The organism is Cellulosimicrobium sp. G4 BAM 1002 (genome assembly GCF_057126935.1).
On record NZ_CP182109.1, the window covers coordinates 3943205 to 3964262 of the forward strand.

20 protein-coding genes are annotated in these 21058 nt (G+C 72.0%); 9 read left to right on the top strand and 11 right to left on the bottom strand.

The genetic code is table 11. The annotated features are described in order from the left end of the window. Positions 1-96 precede the first annotated feature (96 nt). Positions 97-987: a LysR family transcriptional regulator gene (locus ACMXGY_RS17520; protein WP_483774249.1), complete on the top strand. Its 891-nt coding sequence runs from the start codon at positions 97-99 to the stop codon at positions 985-987. A gap of 17 nt (positions 988-1004) precedes the next feature. On the opposite strand, the gene ACMXGY_RS17525 is transcribed toward ACMXGY_RS17520, so the two are convergent. The 5 genes from ACMXGY_RS17525 to ACMXGY_RS17545 form a co-directional block, all read right to left on the bottom strand. Further along, on the bottom strand, positions 1005-1811 hold the full coding sequence (locus ACMXGY_RS17525) for an ABC transporter permease (RefSeq protein WP_483774250.1): 807 nt from the start codon (positions 1809-1811) through the stop codon (positions 1005-1007). Then, positions 1808-2875 (bottom strand): ABC transporter ATP-binding protein, encoded by a 1068-nt coding sequence (locus ACMXGY_RS17530; RefSeq protein WP_483774251.1) that lies wholly within the window; start codon positions 2873-2875, stop codon positions 1808-1810. The genes ACMXGY_RS17525 and ACMXGY_RS17530 overlap by 4 nt, the downstream gene beginning before the upstream one ends. 89 nt (positions 2876-2964) lie before the next feature. Next, the gene (locus tag ACMXGY_RS17535; protein ID WP_483774252.1) at positions 2965-3756 is read right to left on the bottom strand and encodes a hypothetical protein; all 792 of its coding nucleotides are present in this window, start codon (positions 3754-3756) and stop codon (positions 2965-2967) included. Continuing rightward, entirely contained in the window at positions 3753-4751 is a 999-nt protein-coding gene (locus ACMXGY_RS17540) for an ATP-binding cassette domain-containing protein (protein ID WP_483774253.1), read from the bottom strand. Before ACMXGY_RS17540 ends, ACMXGY_RS17535 begins: the two co-directional genes overlap by 4 nt. Positions 4752-4756: 5 nt before the next feature. Continuing rightward, a complete protein-coding gene (locus tag ACMXGY_RS17545; RefSeq protein WP_483774254.1) occupies positions 4757-5185 on the bottom strand; it encodes a GntR family transcriptional regulator in 429 nt (142 codons plus the stop codon). Between the two features lie 135 nt (positions 5186-5320). Here ACMXGY_RS17545 and ACMXGY_RS17550 point away from each other — a divergent pair, with 135 nt between their 5' ends. Continuing rightward, positions 5321-6004 (top strand): hypothetical protein, encoded by a 684-nt coding sequence (locus ACMXGY_RS17550; RefSeq protein ID WP_483774255.1) that lies wholly within the window; start codon positions 5321-5323, stop codon positions 6002-6004. Between the two features lie 115 nt (positions 6005-6119). Further along, the gene (locus tag ACMXGY_RS17555) at positions 6120-6533 is read left to right on the top strand and encodes a VOC family protein (protein ID WP_483774256.1); all 414 of its coding nucleotides are present in this window, start codon (positions 6120-6122) and stop codon (positions 6531-6533) included. A 111-nt stretch (positions 6534-6644) separates the two neighbouring features. Here ACMXGY_RS17555 and ACMXGY_RS17560 read toward each other — a convergent pair whose 3' ends face one another. The 4 genes from ACMXGY_RS17560 to ACMXGY_RS17575 form a co-directional block, all read right to left on the bottom strand. Further along, positions 6645-7772, bottom strand: coding sequence for an aspartate-semialdehyde dehydrogenase (locus tag ACMXGY_RS17560; RefSeq protein WP_483774257.1), 1128 nt, complete (start codon positions 7770-7772; stop codon positions 6645-6647). Between the two features lie 13 nt (positions 7773-7785). After that, positions 7786-9108 (bottom strand): aspartate kinase, encoded by a 1323-nt coding sequence (locus ACMXGY_RS17565; RefSeq protein WP_483774258.1) that lies wholly within the window; start codon positions 9106-9108, stop codon positions 7786-7788. Positions 9109-9239: 131 nt separating this feature from the next. Continuing rightward, positions 9240-10130: a formate/nitrite transporter family protein gene (locus ACMXGY_RS17570; protein ID WP_483774259.1), complete on the bottom strand. Its 891-nt coding sequence runs from the start codon at positions 10128-10130 to the stop codon at positions 9240-9242. A 50-nt stretch (positions 10131-10180) separates the two neighbouring features. Then, positions 10181-10846, bottom strand: coding sequence for a TetR/AcrR family transcriptional regulator (locus ACMXGY_RS17575; RefSeq protein WP_483774260.1), 666 nt, complete (start codon positions 10844-10846; stop codon positions 10181-10183). A 207-nt stretch (positions 10847-11053) separates the two neighbouring features. On the opposite strand from ACMXGY_RS17575, the gene ACMXGY_RS17580 reads away from it, so the two are divergent. The 6 genes from ACMXGY_RS17580 to ACMXGY_RS17605 all read left to right on the top strand — a co-directional run bounded on the left by ACMXGY_RS17580 (position 11054) and on the right by ACMXGY_RS17605 (position 19360). Further along, entirely contained in the window at positions 11054-13576 is a 2523-nt protein-coding gene (locus tag ACMXGY_RS17580) for a beta-glucosidase (protein WP_483774261.1), read from the top strand. 121 nt (positions 13577-13697) lie between these two features. Then, a complete protein-coding gene (locus ACMXGY_RS17585) occupies positions 13698-15368 on the top strand; it encodes an ABC transporter substrate-binding protein (protein WP_483774262.1) in 1671 nt (556 codons plus the stop codon). Between the two features lie 120 nt (positions 15369-15488). Continuing rightward, positions 15489-16376 (top strand): ABC transporter ATP-binding protein, encoded by an 888-nt coding sequence (locus tag ACMXGY_RS17590; RefSeq protein WP_483774263.1) that lies wholly within the window; start codon positions 15489-15491, stop codon positions 16374-16376. Next, a complete protein-coding gene (locus ACMXGY_RS17595) occupies positions 16373-17179 on the top strand; it encodes an ABC transporter ATP-binding protein (RefSeq protein WP_483774264.1) in 807 nt (268 codons plus the stop codon). Before ACMXGY_RS17590 ends, ACMXGY_RS17595 begins: the two co-directional genes overlap by 4 nt. A gap of 12 nt (positions 17180-17191) precedes the next feature. Beyond that, the gene (locus ACMXGY_RS17600) at positions 17192-18166 is read left to right on the top strand and encodes an ABC transporter permease (protein WP_483776894.1); all 975 of its coding nucleotides are present in this window, start codon (positions 17192-17194) and stop codon (positions 18164-18166) included. 3 nt (positions 18167-18169) lie between these two features. Further along, complete coding sequence (locus ACMXGY_RS17605; protein WP_483774265.1) at positions 18170-19360, top strand: ABC transporter permease; 1191 nt, start codon at positions 18170-18172, stop codon at positions 19358-19360. A gap of 135 nt (positions 19361-19495) precedes the next feature. Here the strand turns inward: ACMXGY_RS17605 and ACMXGY_RS17610 are convergent, their stop codons facing one another. Beyond that, positions 19496-20260, bottom strand: a complete 765-nt coding sequence (locus tag ACMXGY_RS17610; protein WP_483774266.1) for an ABC transporter permease — start codon at positions 20258-20260, stop codon at positions 19496-19498. After that, entirely contained in the window at positions 20257-21039 is a 783-nt protein-coding gene (locus ACMXGY_RS17615; protein WP_483774267.1) for an ABC transporter ATP-binding protein, read from the bottom strand. The genes ACMXGY_RS17610 and ACMXGY_RS17615 overlap by 4 nt, the downstream gene beginning before the upstream one ends. Positions 21040-21058 lie beyond the last annotated feature (19 nt).

Consider the following 21058-nt stretch of genomic DNA (forward strand, 5'->3'; position numbering starts at 1 on the left):
GGACGGGATCAATGAGACTTCCTGGGACAATCGATCACGCCAGGTGAACGATGGCCCCGGGACGACGACCCCGGGAAGAGGGACGAGAGGTGACGGGTGGACCTGCGGGACATCGAGATCTTCCTGACGCTGGCCGACGAGCTGCACTTCGGGCGGACGGCCGAACGGCTCCACGTCTCCACCGCGCGCGTGAGCCAGGCCATCAGCCGCCAGGAGCGCCGCATGGGCACGGTGCTGTTCGAGCGCACGAGCCGGCGCGTCGAGCTGACGCCCGTGGGCGCGCGGCTGCGCGACGACCTGCGCCAGGGCTACGAGCTCATCCAGTCGGGACTCGCCGCCGCGAGCCGCACGGGCGAGCGCCCGACCGGGACGCTGCGGCTCGCGGCCATGGGGATCGTCGGCCACGAGATGCTTCCGGTGGTGAGGGCCTTCAGGGAGCGCCACCCAGGGTGCTCGGTCGAGCAGCGCGAGTTCCACTTCTCCGACCCGTTCGGCGCGCTCCGCGGCGACGAGGCCGACGTGCAGGTGACGTGGGCACCCGTCCGCGAGCCGGACGTCGTGGTCGGGCCTCGCGTGCTCACGGAGGGCCGCGTGCTGGCCGTCGCCGCGGGGCACGCGCTCGCGGGCGAGGACGCGGTGTCGATCGAGGTCCTCGGAGACCACACCGTGGTGGACGTGGGTACCGCCGTCCCCGGGTACTGGGAGGAGGCGATGATCCCCCGCCGGACGCCGTCGGGCCGCGCCGTGCTGCGGGGGCCCGTGGCCCGGTCGTTCCACGAGGTGCTGACGGCGGTCGCCTCCGGCGAGGCCGTCACGCCGCTCAACGCCCACGTGCTGCGCTACTACTCGCACCCGGGCGTGGTCTACGTGCCGATCGCCGACGTCCCCGACACCGAGTGGATCCTGGCGTGGCTGCGGGAGCGCGAGACCCCCGAGGTGCGCGCGTTCGCCCAGATCGCCCGCGAGACGGGCTCGCGGGCGATCTGAGCGTCGGCCTCCGGTCGTCAGCTCCAGCGGAACAGCCTCACGGCGAGCGGGAGGAGGACGGCGGTCCAGACCGCCATCACGACGAGCTGCAGCGTCGGGAGCTCCGTCCCGAACCAGCCCTCGGACATCGCCTGTGCGGCGGCTCCGAGCGGCGAGAACTGCCCGATGTCCCGCACGATGTCGGGCATGATCGGACCCGGGGTCCACATGCCCGAGAGGAAGAGCATCGGGAAGTACACGAGGTTCCCGATCGCCGACGCGGTGCTCCCCTTGGCCGCGACCGCCGCGACGACCATGCCGAGCGAGAGCATGGACAGGACCGTGAGCGCGAAGGCCAGCACGACCGTCAGCGGGCTCTCGGGTGCGGCGAGTCCGAAGACGACCTGGCCGACGACGAGTGCGAGGACGGCGGACACCGCGATCGCGCCGAGGTTGATGAGCAGGTGGGCGACGACGATGCCCTGCGGCCGCATCGGGGTCGTCGACAGCCGGCGGAGCAGCCCCTTCTCCCGTGCCGTGGCGAAGGTCACCGGCATCGTGGTGAGCGCGGGCGTCGCGACCGCGGCGGCGAGGACGATCGGCAGGTAGGTCGCGATCGCCGTCAGCCCGTCCCACGGCTCCCCCATCCCCGTGATCGGCTCCCGCATCCCCGGGATCGCGAACCCGACGCCCACGAGCAGGACCGTGGGGAAGACGAGCGCGAAGAAGACGGCCGTGCGGTCGCGCAGGAACAGTCGGGCCTCGGTCTGCAGGAGGGTCCCGAACCCCCGCCATCCGGAGCGGGCGGGCGCGGTGCGGGTCAGGGTCGTCGTCGCGGCGGTCATCGGGAGGCTCCCTCGGGTGCGGCCGCGGTGCCCGCGGCGTGGTCGTACGTCCGGCCGGTGACGGCCACGAACACGTCCTCCAGCGACCGGGAGACGGTCCGGACGTCGTCGGGCACGATCTCGTGCTCCGCGAGCGCGAGCACGACGGCGAGCAGCACCCGTCGCGAGCCCGTCACCTCGATCTCGTCGCCGGTCACCTCGACCCGCTCGACGTCCGCCAGACCGGCGAGCGTGTGGAGGGCGAGGTCGTGGTCCGCCGCGGGGACGCGGAGCCGGACGACACGCGAGGTGTCGACGGTGTCGATGAGCTCCGCGGGCGTGCCGTGCGCGACCACGCGGCCGTGGTCGATGATGACGAGCCGGTCGCACAGCCGTTCCGCCTCGTCCATGAAGTGCGTGACGAGCAGGATGGTCACCCCACGGTCGCGCACGCGCTCCACGAGCTCCCACGTCGCGCGGCGCGCGGCGGGGTCGAGACCCGTCGTCAGCTCGTCGAGGATCGCGACGCGCGGGTTCCCGACGAGCGCGAGCGCGATCGACAGGCGCTGCTTCTGACCTCCCGAGAGCTTCGCGAACGCGACGCCGCGGTGCTCGGCGAGGTCGAGCAGGTCGAGCAGCTCCTCGATGTCGGCCGGCGACTCGTAGAACGAGGCGAAGAGCCGCAGCGCCTCGTCGACCGTGATCTTCTCGTTGAGCGCGGCCTCCTGGAGCTGGACCCCGACCGCGCCGCGCACGGCCGCCGGGTCCGCCTGCGGGTCGACGCCGAGCACGCGGACCGTGCCGCCGTCGGCCTCGCGCAGCCCGGCGAGGCACTCGACGGTCGTCGTCTTCCCGGCGCCGTTGGGACCGAGGATGCCGAAGATCTCGCCGGGCGCGATCGAGAAGCTCACGTCCTCGACGGCGACCTTGCGCTCGGTGGCGCCCTTCGGGCCCGGGTAGGTCTTGCGGAGGTTCCGGACCTCGACGACGGGCGCCCCGCCGTCGGGCAGGACGCGCGACGGCGTGGCCGCGGTGTCGGTCGAGGTGGTGGTCGTCCCCCCGGCGGGGGATGGTGCGGTGCTCATCGTGGTCTCCTTGAGGGTGTGCGGCACCCACGGGCGGCGCGGCGCGCCGTCCGGTCGGACGGTGACGGTCGGTGTGTGGTGGTGCGGGGTCAGCCGCTCGCGCTCGCGGCCCAGCCGACCGGTCGGATCGGGGCGGCCCGGAAGACGGCGCGGAGAAGCAGTGCGGCGAGCACGATCCCGACGAGCCCGCCGAGCGCGGCGAGCCAGACGGGGGTGTCGTCGAGGCCGACGAGGCCCGCGAGGGCGTCGCCGAAGTAGCCGGAACGGAGGAAGACCTCCGCGAGGACGACCGGGACCAGCGCGGCGAGGACGAGCAGCACCCCGCGGACGAAGCCGTACCCGTAGAACCCGGCGGCGATGACCATGCCCGCCAGGTAGTAGACGGCGCACGCGAGGCCCTCCACGAGCATCACGAGCGGCACCTGCGAACCGTCGGTGAAGAGCTGGGACGTGGCGGGCTCGACCGGCCACCCGTTGCTCCGGAAGAGCCACCACGAGCCCCAGTGGATGAGCCCGGAGGCGACCCCGAAGGTCACTCCGGAGACGACCGCGCCGATCCACAGGCCCTGGGTGTACGACCGCCGCGTGCCACCGGCGGCGACGTGCACCCCGATGGTCATCAGCGGCAGGAGGATGCCCATCACGAAGAGGAAGAACCTCGCAGATCCCGCGACCCCGCCGACCGCCGTGACGTCGATGTCGTCGTTGATCCGCATGATCCACAGCACGAGCGCGCCTACGGCGATCGCGATGGCCCAGAACCACACGCCGACGTACCACGTGCCGCCGATGTAGTACCACGCGACCGCGCGCACGCCCCGTCGGTGGGCCGCGGACTCCACCGCGCGACGCTCCGCGGTGCGCTGGGTCGTGGCGGTCATCGTGCCTCCTCCGTGTCGGCTCCGGTGCCGGGGCGGTCCTTGCGTGTGAGGTGGACGAAGAGGTCCTGCACGGGCACCGCGCCGACCTCGAGCCCCGCCTCGACGGCCGCCGCACGCTCGCCGTCGACGAAGGTGCCGAAGAGCGTCACCTGGGACGTGCCGCCGAGCTGCTGGCGCGCGAGCACCTCGCGACCGGCGGCGTGCCGCTCGACGACGTCGGTGGGCCCGGTGAGGCTGACGCCGCGCGAGCGGACGTCGTCGGCGTTCTCGGCGAGGAGCACGCGGCCCCGGTCGATGATCACGACGTCCTCGAAGAGGCGCTCGACCTCGCTGATGAGGTGGCTCGACAGCACGATCGTGCGGGGGTGCTCGGTGTAGTCGGACACGACGGCGTCGTAGAACGCGTACCGGCTCGGTGCGTCCATGCCGAGGTAGACCTCGTCGAAGATCGTCAGCGGTGCCCGGGACGCGAGACCGATGACCGCGCCGAGCGCCGAGCGCCTGCCCCGCGACATCTCGGCCGGCTTCTTCCGGACGTCGACCTCGAAGACGTCGAGGAGTCGCTCCGCGAGCCCGGCGTCCCAGTGCGGGCGCAGGTCCGCGTAGTACGCGAGCGTGTCCTTCGCCTTGTCCGTCTCCCACACGTCGCCGCTCTCCCGGACGAGCTGGGTGTGCATGGTCGCCCAGACGTTCTCGAACGGGTCCTCGAGGGCGCCCTCAGGACCGACGAGGACCTCCCCTGCCGTGGGCCGACGGAGCGCCGCGAGCAGGGCGGCGAGCGTCGTCTTGCCCGCGCCGTTGCGGCCGAGCAGACCGGTGATGACGCCGGGTCGCACGGTCAGGGTGACGCCGTCGAGCGCGGGGTCGTCGTCACGGGAGTACCGCACGACGACGTCGCGGAGCTCGGCGCCGAACGGCTCGGGGGCGGTGGCGGCGGCCGTCGTGGGGCGGCCGGCGGGACGGCGGGTGGGCTGGCTGGTGGGCCGGGCGGTCACGGGTCTCACCTCGGGGTGGGGTCGGTGGTCGGGCCGGTGCCGGGGTCGGACCCGGTCGGGCTGCCCGGTCCGGCGTCGGGACGCGGTCGACCGAGGACGTAGTCCACGATCTCGGCCGTCGGGATGTCGAGGAGGTCCGCCTGCGCGAGCGCGGGAGCGAGCACCTCGTCGAAGAACCGGGCGCGGTGGTCGGCGAGGAGCTTCTCGCGGGCACCGGGCGCGACGAACATGCCGAGGCCCCGCCGCTTGTAGAGCACTCCCTCGTCGACGAGGCCGGCGAACGCCTTGGCGGCGGTCGCCGGGTTGATGCGGAACGTCGTCGCGAACTGCGTGGTCGACATGACCTGCTCCTCCTCCGCGAGCTCGCCCGCGAGCACCTGCGCCCGGATCATCTGCGCGATCTGGAGATAGATGGGCTCAGGTCCGTCGAACATGGGCCACATCCTCTCGCGGTTGACGCGTTCGGTGGTTCATTACTCCACTAATGAACCACAGATGCTGATCGTCGCGCAAGACCTTTGCCGAGGGAGAACTCTGGTAGGTGACGGTCCTACCTCGCGGGAGGCGGCGTGGACGGAGCATGCGAGCTCGCAGGCGGGACGCCGTGGGCCGAGCCACTGAGCACATGGACGAGCCTCGCGTTCGTCGTCGCGGGCGTCGCGATCGTGGTGGCGGCGCTCCGCGCCCGCCCGGGGACGCCGTCGGGCACCTCGCCCGCCCCGCCCGACGGCGCAGCGGCCACCGGCGTCCGGCTCACGTTCGGCGTGCTGGTCGTCCTGATCGGCGTGGGATCCGTCGTCCAGCACGGACCGTCACCTGCGTGGAACCCGGTCGTCCACGACCCGCCGCTGCTGGGCGCGCTCGCGCTGGTCGCCGCCGACGCCGTCGCGGACCTCACCGGACGACGGCTGCGGACCTGGTGGTGGCTCGCCCCCACCCTGCTGGGCGCGGCCCTCGCCGCACTCTCGGTCCCGGTGTCGACCGCGGCCCAGGTCGCCGCGGCCGTCACCGCCGTCGGGACGAGCGCCCTCCGCGGCTGGCGACGGCCCGCTGTCCGGCGGCCTACGGTCGTCGCGCTCGTGCTGCTCGCCGTCGGCGGGACGATCGGCACGCTCACCCGGCCGGGCTGGCCGCTGTGCGACGTGGACGGCACGATCGGTGCGACGCTCCAGGGCCACGCGGCGTGGCACCTCCTCGCTGCGGCCGCCCTGTGGATCCTCGCTCCGACGCTCGGGACGCGCAGCGCTCCCTGAGTTCATCCACGCCAGGGGTGTCCACCGCCGCCCCACGGTGGGAGCCTGGAGGGATCCGGCGCCCACGGCGGGTCACGCCGTACGGTCGCCGGCGTCACGAAGGAGTGAGGCAGCGATGGTCACCATTCGGCGCGGGTTCTCCAGCTTCTCGGCAGACGACCTGGACGCGGCGCGCGCGTTCTACGCGAACACCCTCGGGCTCCGGGTCACGGCACTCGACGACGGGAACGGGCTCGTGCTGCACCTCGGCGGCGGATCGGACGTGTTCGTCTACCCGAAGGAGGACCACCGGCCGGCCGCCTTCACGGTCATGCACCTCACGGTCGACGACGTCGACGACGTCGTCGACGAGCTCGCCGCGAAGGGCGTGACGTTCGAGCGGTACGACGGGTTCGACCAGGACGAGAAGGGGATCGTCCGCGGGTTCATGGAAGGCGGCGACGGAGCCTGGTTCACCGACCCGGCCGGCAACATCGTCGGCCTCGCGGACGGCGAGAACATGGCACGCCTGGTCGAGGACCAGCGCTGAGACGCCACCTGCTCGCGATGCCGCACGTGCCGGGGCTTCCCTGGACGAGCGAGGGCCCCGGTCGGTGACCAGGGCCCTCGCTCGCGCTCTCGGGGTGCGTCGCGCCCGCGTTCAGGCGGACGCGGGCTCCACGGCCCCGACGAACGCGGCGCGGACGCCGTCGAGGTCGGCCGCGACGAGCTCGGCGAGCTGGACCGCGTTGAGCGCGGCGCCCTTGCGCAGGTTGTCGTTCGAGACGAACAGCACGAGCCCCCGGCCGCCGGGGACGGACTGGTCGGTGCGGATGCGGCCCACGAACGACGGGTCCTGGCCGGCCGCCTCGAGGGGGTTCGGCACGTCCGAGAGCGCGACGCCGGGCGCGGAGGCCAGGATCTCGCGCGCCCGGTCGGGCGTGATCGCCGCGCCGAACTCGGCATGGATCGACAGCGAGTGGCCGGTGAAGACGGGGACACGCACGCACGTGCCGGCGACGGCCAGCTCCGGCAGGCCGAGGATCTTGCGCGACTCGTTGCGGAGCTTCTTCTCCTCGTCGGTCTCCTCGAGCCCGTCGTCGACGATCGACCCCGCGAGCGGGACGACGTTGAACGCGACGGTGCGCGGGAAGACGGACGCCGCCGGGAAGGCGACCGCTCCGCCGTCGTGCACGAGCCCGACGAGCCCGGCGCCGTCACCCTCCGCCGCGGCTCCCGCGACCGCCTGGGCGCGCAGCTCCTCGGCCCCGGCGAGCCCGGCACCGGACACGGCCTGGTACGTCGCGACGATCAGTCGCTCGAGCCCGGCCTCGTCCGCGAGCGGCTTGAGCACCGGCATCGCGGCCATGGTCGTGCAGTTCGGGTTCGCGATGATGCCCTTGCGGGCCTCGCGCAGCGCACCGGGGTTGACCTCCGACACGACGAGCGGCACGTCGGGGTCCATGCGCCACGCGGACGAGTTGTCGATGACGACGGCGCCGGCCGCGGCGAAGCGCTCGGCCTGCGCCTTCGACGTGGCGCCGCCCGCGGAGAACAGCGCGACGTCGATCCCGCGCAGGTCGTCCGTGGACGTCGCGGCGACGTCCTCCACGACGACGTCGGTCCCGCGCCACGGGAGCGTCGACCCGGCGGACCGGGCGGACGCGAAGTAGCGGATGCTCGCGACCGGGAGGTCACGCTCGTCGAGCAGGCGGCGCATGACCGCGCCGACCTGGCCGGTCGCGCCGACGACGGCGACGTTCAGGCCCTGGGCGTACTCGGTGCTCATGGGGTCAGTCCTCTCAGCGGCCGGTGCCGGCGTAGACGACGGCCTCGCCGTCGGCGGTGTCGAGCTCGAACGCGGTGTGCACGGCGCGCACGGCGTCGTCGAGCGAGTCCTCACGGGTCACGACGGAGATGCGGATCTCCGACGTCGAGATCATCTCGATGTTGATGCCCGCGTCGCGCAGGGCGCCGAACAGCTTTGCGGAGACGCCGGGGTGCGACTTCATGCCCGCGCCGACGAGCGAGAGCTTGCCGATCTGGTCGTCGAACTGCAGGGAGCCGAACCCGATCTCACCCTGCAGCGCGGTGAGCGCGGACATCGCGGCGGGGCCGTCACCCTCGGGGAGGGAGAACGAGATGTCCGTCAGCCCGGTCCGGGCGACCGACACGTTCTGCACGATCATGTCGATGTTCACGCCCGAGCCCGCGACGACCTCGAAGATGCGCGCTGCGGTGCCCGGCACGTCGGGCACGCCGACGACCGTGATCTTGGCCTCGCTGCGGTCGTGCGCGACGCCGGAGATGATCGGGGCTTCCATGACGGTCTCCTCGGGGAGGTCTGCGGAGGTGCTTCCGGGGGTGGGGGTCGGGTGCGCGGAGGTGTACGCGTCCGCGCTGACGAACGTGCCCTCCTTGCCGGAGAACGACGAGCGCACGTGGATCGGCACGCCGTACCGGCGGCCGTACTCGACGCAGCGCAGCGCGAGGACCTTCGCGCCGCTGGCCGCCATCTCGAGCATCTCCTCGTACGTGATGCGGTCGATCTTGCGCGCGCTCGGCACGATCCGCGGGTCGGCGGTGAACACGCCGTCGACGTCGGTGTAGATCTCGCACACGTCCGCGTCGAGGCCGGCCGCGAGCGCCACGGCGGTCGTGTCTGACCCTCCGCGGCCGAGCGTCGTCACGTCGTTGGTCGACTCGGTGACACCCTGGAACCCGGCGACGATCGCGACCTGCCCGCGCTCGACCGTCTCCCGGATGCGGTGCGGGACGACGTCGACGATGCGCGCCTTGCCGTGCACGGCGTCGGTGATGACGCCGGCCTGCTGGCCGGTGAACGACTTCGCCTTGACGCCCAGGCTGTTGATCGCCATCGCGAGCAGCGACATCGAGATGCGCTCGCCGGCGGTGAGAAGGATGTCCATCTCACGCTGGGGCGGGAGGGGGGTGACCTGCTGCGCGAGGTCGATGAGCTCGTCCGTCGTGTCGCCCATCGCGGAGACGACGACCACGACGTCGTTCCCTGCCCGCTTCGCCTCGGCGATGCGCTTGGCCACCCGCTTGATGCTCTCGGCGTCCGATACCGACGAACCGCCGTACTTCTGCACGACAAGTGCCACGTGCTTGCTCCATCTGTCGCCGGCCTCCGTCTGTCTCAACGGCCCGCCGGGTGCTTGTGGGTCGATCGATGATACGCACGGGCCCCGCGGTGCGGCCAAGCCCGTCCCGGCATCCGGGCGGACGACCGGCGTCAGGTCGGGTGGTGGCTGCGGTCGGGGTCCGCGGGTCTACCATCCGCCCGCTCGTCCCTCGCGGGCTCCCGCCACGCCCACCACGACCCGCGCACCCCGACCTCCGCCACCGCCCTCGTCGTCGGTCCGGCGACGACGACGTACCCCAGCCCGACCACGACGGCGCCGCCGACGAGGTTGCCGAGCCCGACCCAGGTGACGTTGCGCGCGAACTCGGCCCACGTCGTCGGGCCGAGGCCGCCGAAGAGGCCGAGCGAGAACGTGGTCATGTTCGCCACGACGTGCTCGAAGCCCGACGCGATGAACGCGAGGACCGCCCAGAACACGACGATCGCGCGGCCCGCCTCGGAGCGCAGGCGTCCGCACGCCCAGATCGCGGCGCACACGAGCACGTTGCACAGCACGCCCCGGAAGAAGAGCTCGCCGCCCGTCTCGTGCGCCTTCGCCCGCAGCATGGTGGCGACCATCTCGCCCGCCGCGGCGTTGGACCGCAGCACGCCGGCCTGCACGACCGCCCACGCGAACACCATCGAGCCGGCGAGGTTGCCGGCGAGGCACAGCGCGAGCGTCGCGACGGCGTCGCGCAGGCGGGTCGCCCGGGTCGCCACGCCCTGCGCGAGGATCATCATCGCGGAGGTCGCGAGCTCGGCCCCGGCGAAGACGACGAGCGTGAGCGCCGCGGCGAACACGCCTCCGGCGACCAGCCGCTCGGCCGGGGAGCCGGTGGCGAGGAACGGCCCGGCCGTCGCCACCATGAGCACGACGCCGACGCCGACGTACGCCCCCGCGAGCATCGCGGAGACCACGTACCGCGCGGGCCTGCGTGTCGCCACGACCTTCGCCCGGGCCGCGTCCGAGTGGGTGGCCACGGCCTGCGCGAGGGTCTGCACCCCTCGATCCTGGCCGCCCCGCGTGGTCGGCGACAGGGCCGACGGTCGAGTCAGGTGGGGACCGAGGTCCGCTCCTCCGCCACGTCGGCCAGCGGTGACGCCTGCGGCACGAGGACGGCCGCGACGATCGCCTCGATCGCGAACTCGCTCGCCTCGCCGAGGTCGACCTGGGTCGGGTCGAGCAACCACTGGACCTGCAGTCCGTCCATCACGGCGAGGATCGCCGCCGCCGCGTGGCGCACGGTGGCGGGGACCTCGACGCCGCGCTCGGCGCACAGGCCCTCGAACGCGTCGACGGCCTCGCTGCGCAGGGTCCGGTACCGACCCTCGAAGAAGGCGCGCGCGGGGTGGTCGTCGGTCACGGACTCGGCGGAGAGCACGGCGTACGCCTGCACGATGCCGGCGCGCTGGGCGTTGAGGAACGCCGTGCGGACGAGGTGGCGGAACATGTCGATGCCGCCGGGGATGTGCTGCCCGTCGAGGCCGGCGACGTCGCTCTCGTCGCGGTAGCGCAGCACCTCGAGCAGCAGATGGTCCTTGGACCCGAAGTGGTGGAGGATCCCGGCGTGGGTCATGTCGACCTGCTCGGCGATCTCGGTGAGCGGCCCGTTGTGGTAGCCCTTGCTCCCGAAGGTCGCCATGGCCGCCTTGAGGATCTCCTCGCGACGGCGCAGCGTCGCCTGGCGCACCGCCGGGCGTCGCCTGCTCGTGCTCATGGGCCTGGTCACTTCCCTCGTCGTGGTCCGCGGCACCGGTGCCGTCAGGGGGCGATCCTACGCACGCTCCGACGCCCACCGGCGCTCTCGCACGCCCAGATCACGGTCCGGTCTCGATCTGACCTGCGGAAACGCAGATTCTTGCCAACTTACTGACTGCACGGTAAGTTCTCGCCCGACAGCCGCTCGATGACGAGGAGCACGTTCGTGACATCGCAGTCCCCCCTGGGAGAGCCCGCCACCGCGGAGCTCGACTCCCTCCGCGCCCGTGCGCAGGGACTGGCGCTCCGCGAGAAGGTCCGGCTCCTCACCGGCAGCTCCATGTGGCGCCTGCACGCCCTGGACGAGGTCGGGCTGCGACCTGTCGTCATGTCCGACGGGCCCGTCGGTGTCCGCGGCACGAGCGAGGTGGAGGGCGAGACCTCGATCCTCTTCCCCTCGCCCAGCGCAATCGGTGCGACGTGGGACCGCGACGTCGCGCACGAGACGGGCCGGGCGTTCGCCCGCGAGGCCCGCGACCACGGCGTCGACGTCGTCCTCGCCCCGCAGGTCAACATCCAGCGCACGCCCGTCGGAGGCCGCCACTTCGAGTGCTACTCGGAGGACCCGTACCTCACCGCCGAGATCGGCACGGGCGTCGTCCGCGGGCTGCAGGACCAGGGCGTCGCGGCGTGCGTCAAGCACTACGTCGCCAACGACTCCGAGACCGACCGCACCTCCTACGTCTCGCACGTCGATCCGCGCGTGCTGCGCGAGGTCTACCTCGCGCCGTTCGAGGACGCTGTCGCCGCGGGCGCCTGGTCCGTCATGGCGGCGTACAACCAGGTGGACGACGGCGTCGAGACCGGTCCCATGACCGGTCACCGGCACCTTCTCACCGACGTCCTCAAGGGCGAGCTCGGGTTCGACGGCGCCGTGGTGTCCGACTGGGTCGCGGCGCGCACGACCGAGCTCTCCGCGAACGGCGGCCTCGACCTCGTCATGCCGGGCCCGGGCGGGCCGTGGGAGGACGCGCTCGTGCGTGCCGTCGAGGAGGGCCGCGTCCCCGAGCGCGAGGTCGACGACAAGGTCGCGCGCCTGCTCCTGCTCGCGCGCCGCGTCGGCGCGCTCGACGAGCCCGCGCGCCCGGTCACCTATGACGGCGACCTCCCTGAGCTCGTCCGCCGGACGGCGGCACGCGCCACGGTCGCGCTGCGCACCGACACTGAGAACCCGGTCTGGGACCGACCCGCGCCGCGCTCGATCGCGCTCGTCGGCCCGAACGCCGTGCGCCCCCACGTCCTCGGCGGCGGCAGCTCGACGGTCAACCCGTCGCACGTCGTCACGCCCGCCGAGGGCCTCGCGGCCCGCTGGCCCGACGCCGCGCTCACGGTGGTCCGTGGCGGCGACGCGCGGCGGTTCGCCCCGCGGCTCGACGTCGTGGGCCGCGCCGCGCCGGGCGGCGAGGGCGCCGCCGTGAGCGTCACCTGGCTCGACGCCGAGGGCGCGACGCTGCGCAAGAGCGTCCTGCCCGGCTGGGACGGGTTCCTGCGCGACCTCCCCGCCGAGGTCGACACGGTGGTGCTCGACGTCGACGTCCGGCTCGACGAGCCGGGCGACCACACGCTCGAGGTCGGGACCGTCCCCGGCCACACGATCGAGATCGACGGCGTCGTCGTCGCCCAGGACGACCGCCGCTCCGGCGTCGAGGTCATCCTCGACTCCTCGATCAACAACCCCGCGGGCGTCCCCGCCGTCGTGCACATCGAGGAGCCGCGTCTGGTGCGGATCAGCGCGTCGCTCCTCGTCACGCGCGCCCAGGGCTACGGCAACCTCGTGCGGGCCGAGCTGCGCCACCGGGTTCCCGCGCCGAGCGCGGAGCAGGAGATCGCCGACGCCGTCGCTGCCGCGGGCGCGGCCGACCTCACCGTGGTCGTCGTCGGGACCAACGAGGAGGTCGAGTCCGAGGGCTGGGACCGCACCTCTCTCGCGCTGCCGGGCCGCCAGGACGAGCTGGTCGAGCGCGTCCTCGACGCCGACCCGGACGCCGTCGTCGTGGTCAACGCGGGCGCGCCCGTCCTGCTCCCCTGGCTCGACCGCGCACGCACCGTGCTCTGGGCCTGGTTCCCCGGCCAGGAGGCCGGCCATTCCATCGCCGACGTCCTCGCGGGCGCCGTCGAGCCGGCCGGTCGGCTGCCCTGGACGCTCCCGGCGTCCGAGGACGACGTCCCGGTCCCGCACGCCGTCCCTGCCGACGGGCTCGTCGAGTACTCCGACGGCGTGCACGTCGGCTACCGCGCGTGGGAGCGCTCGGGCGCGGTCCCCGCCGCGCCCTTCGGGCACGGCCTCGGCTGGACCACGTGGTCCTACGACGCCGTCGCCGGACCCACGTGGACGCCCGACGGCGACCTCGACCTCCACGTCCGCGTCACCAACACCGGTGGCCGCGACGGGCGCGAGGTCGTGCAGGTCTACCTCGAGCCCCCCACCACCACCGCGACGGCACCGCTCGCCGAGCGCGACCGTCCGGTCCGCTGGCTCGGCGGCTTCGCCGTCGTCAACGTCGTCGCGGGTGGCTCCGCCGACGTCACCGTGACCGTCCCACGCCGCCGGCTCGAGGTGTGGGACACGAGCGGCGCACGCTGGCTCCTGCCCACCGGTGAGTACCGGGTCCGGGTGGGACGTTCCGTCCACGACCTCCGCCTGGACACCGCGGTCCAGGTGCGAGCACGCCCGACCGAGCAGGAGTAGCCCGGCCGCGGTCCCCTCCGGCGCGCCCCCGGCGCTCCGCACCCGCAGCACCTTCCGCAGCACCCGTACCGCTCCACCGCCCCGGCACCGCGCCGGGTCGACGTTCTCGAAGGAGAGACTCATGAGGTTGAAGGCCTCCGCGATCGCCCTCGGCATCGCGACAGCACTCGTGCTGACCGGCTGCTCGTCGTCGGGCGGCAACGACGACGACTCGGGCAGCACCCCCAGCGAGGGTGCAGCCCTCACCATCGCCAAGCCCGACGGCGCGATCGCGACCGAGTCGAACAACCCGTGGATCGGCGACTCGTCCGCGCTCAAGCTCGGGTACGTCAACGCGATCTACGAGCCCGTCGGCATCGTCAACGTCGTCAACCCGTCGGACGAGGTCCGCCCGTGGCTCGCGTCCGAGATCACGTGGTCCGAGGACTACACGTCGGTCCAGCTCACGGCGCGCGAGGGCGTGACGTGGAACGACGGTCAGGAGCTCACGGCCGACGACATCGCCTACTCGTACCAGATCCTCATCGACACCCCGGCGCTCGACACCGCGGCCCTCGGGCTCAAGAGCGTCGCGACCGAGGGCGACGTCGTCACCCTGACGTTCAGCACCCCGATGTTCGCGAAGCAGGACAAGGTCCTGCACCGCTTCGTCGTCCCGAAGCACGTCTGGGAGAACGTCGCGGACCCGACGACGGAGACCAACCCCGAGCCCGTCGGCACCGGCCCGTACACGCTGACCAGCTTCAGCACCGAGAGCGTCCAGCTCGACGCGCGCGACGACTACTGGGGCGGCGAGCTCGCGGTCCCGACGCTGTACTACGTGTCGTACAACGACAACAGCGCGCTCACCACGGCGCTCGCCAACGGCGACGCGGACTGGGCACAGGCGTTCCTGCCGAACGTCCAGTCGGCCTACGTCGACAAGGACCCGGAGCACAACGTCTACTGGGCGCCCGCCGGCCTCGGGATCGACGCGATGTTCGTCAACACCACGAAGAAGCCGTTCGACGACGTGAGCTTCCGCAAGGCCGTCAACATGGTCATCGACCGAGAGCAGCACCAGCAGATCGCCCGCGAGGGCGGCGTCCCGCTGCTCACGTCCGTCACCGGCCTGCCCACCCCCGCGGGCGACCCGTTCATCTCGGACGAGTACGCGGGCGAGGAGTACGAGGTCGACGTCGACGGCGCCAAGAAGGTCCTCACGGACGCCGGCTACACGTTCGACGGCGACACGCTCGTCGACCCCGACGGCGAGCCCGTCACCTTCACGCTCAGCGTCCCGCAGGGCTGGAACGACTACGTGACCGGCATCAGCCTCATCGCCGAGTCCGTCAAGGCCATCGGCGTCGAGGCGACCGTCGACACGCCCGACCAGGACACCTGGTGGGCGGCCAAGGGCACCGGTGACTTCGACGCGATCCTGCACTGGACCGAGACCGGCGCGACGCCGTACGACATCTACAGCGACACGATGGACGCCCGCTGGCTCAAGCCGGCCGGCGAGGCCGTCGACTACAACTTCGGCCGCTTCGACAGCCCGGAGGCCACGGCGGCGCTCGACGCCTACCTCGCCGCGACGACGGACGAGGACCGTGCTGCCGCAGTCGCCGCGGCCCAGAAGATCTTCGTCGACGAGGTCCCGGTGATGCCGATCGGCACACGGCCCTTCATCACCGAGTTCAACACGCGCAACTACGTGGGCTGGCCGAGCGACGAGGACCCGTACATCAACGCGGACCCGACGCAGCCGACCGCGGTGCTCATCCTCACGCAGCTCGAGCCGGCCGAGTGAGGCCCGCGCCGCTCGTGTGACACCGCACGCGCCGGGCGGGCGTGCCGAGACCTGCGGTTCTCGGCGCGCCTGCCCGGCGCACCACGACGAGAGCTTCACAGCACAGAACAGGTAGGACGCGTGAACACCGAACCCCTGCTGACCGTCTCGAACTTCAGCGTGGTCTACGACGTCGACCCGCCGGTCGAGGCCGTCAGCAACGTCTCCCTCACGCTGAACCGCGGGGAGATCCTGGGCCTCGCCGGGGAGTCCGGGTGCGGCAAGACGTCGCTCGCGTACGGCATCCAGCGTCTGCTCAAGCCGCCGGCGGTCATCCCCTCCGGATCGGCGATCTTCCACGACGAGTCGGGCGAGGACATCGACCTCAACACGCTGGACGACGCCCAGATGCGGCGCTTCCGGTGGGACAAGGCGTCGATGGTGTTCCAGGGCGCGATGAACGCCCTCAACCCGGTGGCGAACGTCGGACGCCAGCTCGGCGACGTGTTCGAGACCCACCGGCCGCGGATGAGCAAGGCCGAGAGGACCGAGGAGAGCGCCCAGCTCCTCGACCTGGTCGGCGTCGGCCGCGACCGCCTGCGCTCCTACCCGCACGAGCTCTCCGGCGGCATGCGCCAGCGCGTCATGATCGCCATGGCGCTCGCGCTCAAGCCGCAGCTCATGATCATGGACGAGCCGACGACGGCGCTCGACGTCCTCGTGCAGCGCGAGATCCTTCAGCAGATCTCGGACCTGCGCCGGCAGTTCGGCTTCTCGGTCATCTTCATCACGCACGACCTGCCGCTGCTCCTCGAGATCTCCGACCGCATCGCCGTCATGCGCCAGGGCCGGATCGTCGAGCTCGACACGGCGGCGAACATCTACCACCACGCCCAGCACGAGTACACGCGCACGCTGCTCGGCTCGTTCCCGAGCCTCACCGGGGAACGGGGCGGCTTCGTGCGCGGACGGGCGGACGACGGCGTCCCGGCGGGTGCCGCCGGCGCAGCAGGAGGAGCCCTCCGATGACCACCCTCGAGTTCTCCCACGTCAGCAAGAAGTATCGGGTCCGCGGGTCGGGCGAGCTCCTCGCGCTCGACGACGTGAGCTTCACCCTCACGTCGGGACGCACCGTCGCGCTCGTCGGCCAGAGCGGCAGCGGCAAGTCGACGATCGCGAAGATCCTCACGCAGCTCGAGCGCGCGACGTCCGGCGAGATCCTCCTCGACGGCGCGCCGGTCCCCCGCCGCGGGCGCGCGCTGCGCCGCTACCGCCAGCAGGTCCGCATGGTCTTCCAGGACCCGTTCGCGTCCCTCAACCCGTACCACACCATCCGCCACCACATCGAGCGCCCCCTGCGCCTCGACCACGTGGTCCCCAAGGACGAGGTCGACGCCGAGGTGCACCGGCTCCTCGATCGTGTGCACCTCGACGGTGCGGTGGTCGACCGGCGCCCGCACGAGCTGTCCGGCGGGCAGCGCCAGCGCGTCGCCATCGCGCGCGCCCTCGCGTCCCGCCCGTCGCTGCTCATCGCCGACGAGCCGGTCTCGATGCTCGACGTCTCGATCCGCCTCGGCGTGCTCAACCTGCTCGCGGAGCTCCAGCGCGAGGCGAACCTCGGCGTCCTCTACATCACGCACGACCTGGCCACGGCCCGGCACTTCAGCGACGAGATCATGGTCCTCCACCACGGCGAGGTCGTGGAGCACGGCCCCGCCGACGACGTGATCCTCGACCCCCAGCACCCCTACACCCGCGCGCTACGCGACGCGTCCCCCAACCCGGAGGCCCACTTCTCCGGCACCGGCCCGGCCGCGTCGTCGAGGAGCTGACCCGTGAGATTCATGGCCCGACGCACCGCCTTCTACCTGTTCACGGCCTGGGCGGCGATCACGATCAACTTCTTCCTGCCCCGCATGATGACGGGCGACCCGGTCTCGGCCTACCTGGCGAAGAACCAGGGGAAGATCAGCCCCGAGGCGGCGGAGTCGCTGCGGACGCTCTTCGGCCTCGACGACGGCCGGTCGCTGTGGCAGCAGTACGTCGACTATTGGGGCCTCATCCTCAGCGGCGACCTCGGACGTTCGTTCTCCAAGGGCCTCGCTCCCGTCGGTGACGTCATCGCGTCGGCGCTGCCGTGGACGCTCGGGCTCGTCGGGATCGCGACGAGCCTCAGCTTCTTCCTCGGCAGCGGGCTCGGTGCGGTCATCGGCTGGCGCCGCGGCAGCAAGGCCGACGTGATCGTCCCGATCTCGACGTTCTTCTCGACCGTCCCGTACTTCTGGATGGGCCTCATCGCGATCGCCCTCTTCTCGAGCACGCTCGGCTGGTTCCCGGCGTCGCACGCGTACAGCAAGGGCGCGACCCCGGAGTGGTCGCTGGAGTTCGCGTGGGACGTGGTCCAGCACGGCACGCTCCCCGCGCTGACGATCGTCGTCGCGTCGCTCGGCGGCTGGATCCTCGGGATGCGCAACATGATGATCACGGTGCTCGACGAGGACTACGTGACCGTCGCGCAGGCCAAGGGCCTCCCGCCGCGCCGGGTGCTGACCCGCTACGCGTCGCGCAACGCCGTCCTGCCGCAGCTCTCGAGCTTCGCGCTGTCCCTCGGGTTCATCGTCGGCGGCACGCTCGTCATGGAGCTCGTCTTCTCCTACCCCGGGGTGGGCAAGCTGCTGCTCGACGCCACCAACGCGAAGGACTACCCGCTGATGCAGGGCCTCTTCCTCGTCATCACGCTCTCGGTCCTCGTCGCGAACATCCTGGCGGACGTGGCCTACGCCGCCCTCGACCCGCGCACGCGTCAGACGGAGGCCTGAGCCATGACGTCCACGACCACGACAGCAACGCACGACGCCGCAGCGTCCGGCAGGCCAGGCAGCGCGCCGTCGACCGCGTCGTCCACCGGGCCGGGAGCGGGCCGCACGGCCGGCGGTCGGCTCGGCCGCTCCTTCGCGATGTTCCGCAACGGCAAGTCGCTCACCGGGCTCGTCATCCTCGGCGTCTTCACCCTGGTCGCGATCTTCAGCGACCTCATCGCGCCCTACGGACCGCTCGACAAGGACTTCACTGCGCTCAAGCAGCCGCCGTCGGCCCAGCACCTGCTCGGCACGACCCACATGGGCGAGGACGTCCTCAGCCAGATCGTCTACGGCACGCGCGGCGTGCTCGTCGTGGGGTTCGTGTCGGGGATCATCGCGACGCTCGTCGCCGTGGTCGTCGGCGTCACGGCCGGCTACGTCGCGGGCTGGCGCAGCGAGAGCCTCTCCGCGCTGACGAACGTGTTCCTCGTGCTGCCGGGCCTGCCGCTGATGATCATCGTGGCGTCGCAGCAGGAGAACCCGAGCCTCCTGCTCGTCTCCACGGTGCTGGCGATCACGGGCTGGGCCTGGGGGGCGCGCGTGCTGCGCGCCCAGACGATGTCGCTGCGCAACCGCGACTTCGTCCAGGCGGCACGGGCCAACGGCGAGCCGATCCACCGGATCATCGCGGTGGAGATGCTGCCCAACCTCGCGGCGATCATCGCGTCGAGCTTCGTCGGCACCGTGACCGCGGCGGTGCTCGGCCTGACGACGCTCGCGTTCATCGGTGTCATCCCCATCACCAACCTCAACTGGGGGACGATCCTCTTCTGGGCCCAGCAGAATGGCGCGTTCCCGGACTTCTGGTGGTGGTACGTCCCCGCCGGGCTCTGCATCGCGCTGCTCGGCGTGGCGCTCTCGCTCATCAACTTCGGCATCGACGAGTACGTCAACCCGCGCCTCCGGTCCGCGGGCGAGCGTGCCCGGGCCATGCACAGGAAGGGCTACAAGGTCTCGAGCGGCATCACGACCGTGACCGACCGGCCCGACCTCCTCGAAGGAGCCGTGACACCGCCTCCTCCGGACTCGCCGCACGCGACGATCCCCGGCTCCCCGGTCCACGGGGACGACATTGGAGCCGTCGAGGAGGCCGACCAGGCCACCGGCGGCGACGACGTGATCCCGGCCGGGCGGCCGGAGCGCTTCGCGTAGGCGCGTCCGGCCACCGGACCGGTGAGGGATCGCTCAGCGCCCTCACCGCACGACGGTCCCGGTACGGGGTCCCCTGCGAGCCGCGCCCCTGGCTCGCTGCGAGGCTCCCGTACCGGGACCGTTCGTCGTCCGGGCTCAGCTGACCTTGCGCTTGTAGGCGGAGATCGCGAGGGCGTAGGCGAGGGCGAGGATGCCGAGGAGCCAGGCGAGGGCGGTCCAGATGTCGGTGCCGGCGGGTTGGCTGGAGAACAGGGCGCGCAGGGTGTCGACGATGGCGGTGACGGGTTGGTTCTCGGCGAACCAGGCGACGGGTGCGGGCATGGTGTCGGTGGGGACGAATGCTGAGGAGATGAAGGGTAGGAAGATCAGGGGGTAGGAGAAGGCGGAGGCGCCGTCGACGGTCTTGGCCGAGAGTCCGGCGATGACGGCGAGCCAGGTCAGGGCGAGGGTGAACAGGGCGAGGATGCCCAGCACGGCGGCCCAGGCGCCGAGGGAGGCGTTGGTGCGAAAGCCCATGAGGAGGGCGACGGCGATGACGATCGTCACGGAGATCATGTTGGAGACCAGTGAGGTCAGGACGTGGGCCCACAGGACGGCGGAGCGGGCGATGGGCATGGACTGGAAGCGTTCGAAGATGCCGCCCTGCAGGTCGAGGAAGAGGCGGTAGGCGGTGTAGGCGATGCCGGAGGCGATGGTGATGAGCAGGATGCCGGGCAGCATGTAGTCGATGTAGGACTCGCTGGTGCCGGTGTCGATCGCGCCACCGAGGACGTAGACGAACAGGAGCATGAGCGCGATCGGGGTGACGGCGGTCGTGATGATCGTGTCCGGGCTGCGCAGGATGTGGGTCAGGGAGCGGCCGGTCAGGACGCGGGTGTCGGTCAGGACGTGGGTGGTCATCGAGATTCCTTTCCGGTGCTACCGACGAGGGTGAGGAAGACGTCTTCGAGGGAGGGCTGCTTGGCGACGTACTCGACCTTCGCGGGGGGCAGCAGGGCCTTGAGCTCGGTCAGGGTGCCGTGGGTGATGATCGTGCCCTGGTGCAGGATCGCGATCCGGTCGGCGAGCTGTTCGGCCTCGTCGAGGTACTGGGTGGTCAGCAGCACGGTCGTGCCGCGCCGGGCGAGGCCCTTGACGGTGTCCCAGACCTCGATCCGGGCCTGGGGGTCCAGGCCGGTGGTGGGCTCGTCGAGGAAGATGATCGGCGGGTCGCCGATCAGGCTCATCGCGATGTCCAGCCGGCGGCGCATCCCGCCGGAGTAGGTCCCGGCGCGGCGTGCGCCGGCGTCGGTCAGGGAGAACCGGGCCAGCAGGTCGTCGGCGACCTGGCCGGGGTTCTTCAGGTGGCGCAGCCGGGCGACCAGGACCAGGTTCTCGCGGCCGGTCAGGACCTCGTCGACCGCGGCGAACTGTCCCGTCAGGCTGATCGACTCCCGGACCTGCCCGGCCTGGGTCGCGACGTCGAACCCGTGGACCGTGGCCGTGCCCGCATCGGCCTGGAGCAGCGTGGACAAGATCCGCACCAGCGTGGTCTTGCCCGCCCCGTTCGACCCCAGCAGCGCGAAGATGCTCCCGGCGGTCACGTCCAGGTCCACCCCGCGCAGCACGCGCAGCTCCCCGAACGACTTCTCGATACCCCGCACCCGGACCGCCGGGCCGAGGGACTGTTCCGTGCTCATGCGAGTCTCCTTCTCGTGA

What these genes read in the sequence shown, in the direction of transcription:
- ACMXGY_RS17555 (WP_483774256.1), top strand. Translation starts at nt 6,120, where the DNA reads ATGGTCACCATTCGGCGCGGGTTCTCCAGCTTCTCGGCAGACGACCTG.
- ACMXGY_RS17575 (WP_483774260.1), bottom strand. Translation starts at nt 10,846, where the DNA reads ATGAGCACGAGCAGGCGACGCCCGGCGGTGCGCCAGGCGACGCTGCGC.
- ACMXGY_RS17525 (WP_483774250.1), bottom strand. Translation starts at nt 1,811, where the DNA reads ATGACCGCCGCGACGACGACCCTGACCCGCACCGCGCCCGCCCGCTCC.
- ACMXGY_RS17595 (WP_483774264.1), top strand. Translation starts at nt 16,373, where the DNA reads ATGACCACCCTCGAGTTCTCCCACGTCAGCAAGAAGTATCGGGTCCGC.
- ACMXGY_RS17605 (WP_483774265.1), top strand. Translation starts at nt 18,170, where the DNA reads ATGACGTCCACGACCACGACAGCAACGCACGACGCCGCAGCGTCCGGC.
- ACMXGY_RS17585 (WP_483774262.1), top strand. Translation starts at nt 13,698, where the DNA reads ATGAGGTTGAAGGCCTCCGCGATCGCCCTCGGCATCGCGACAGCACTC.
- ACMXGY_RS17610 (WP_483774266.1), bottom strand. Translation starts at nt 20,260, where the DNA reads ATGACCACCCACGTCCTGACCGACACCCGCGTCCTGACCGGCCGCTCC.
- ACMXGY_RS17535 (WP_483774252.1), bottom strand. Translation starts at nt 3,756, where the DNA reads ATGACCGCCACGACCCAGCGCACCGCGGAGCGTCGCGCGGTGGAGTCC.
- ACMXGY_RS17530 (WP_483774251.1), bottom strand. Translation starts at nt 2,875, where the DNA reads ATGAGCACCGCACCATCCCCCGCCGGGGGGACGACCACCACCTCGACC.
- ACMXGY_RS17600 (WP_483776894.1), top strand. Translation starts at nt 17,192, where the DNA reads ATGGCCCGACGCACCGCCTTCTACCTGTTCACGGCCTGGGCGGCGATC.
- ACMXGY_RS17545 (WP_483774254.1), bottom strand. Translation starts at nt 5,185, where the DNA reads ATGTTCGACGGACCTGAGCCCATCTATCTCCAGATCGCGCAGATGATC.
- ACMXGY_RS17560 (WP_483774257.1), bottom strand. Translation starts at nt 7,772, where the DNA reads ATGAGCACCGAGTACGCCCAGGGCCTGAACGTCGCCGTCGTCGGCGCG.
- ACMXGY_RS17615 (WP_483774267.1), bottom strand. Translation starts at nt 21,039, where the DNA reads ATGAGCACGGAACAGTCCCTCGGCCCGGCGGTCCGGGTGCGGGGTATC.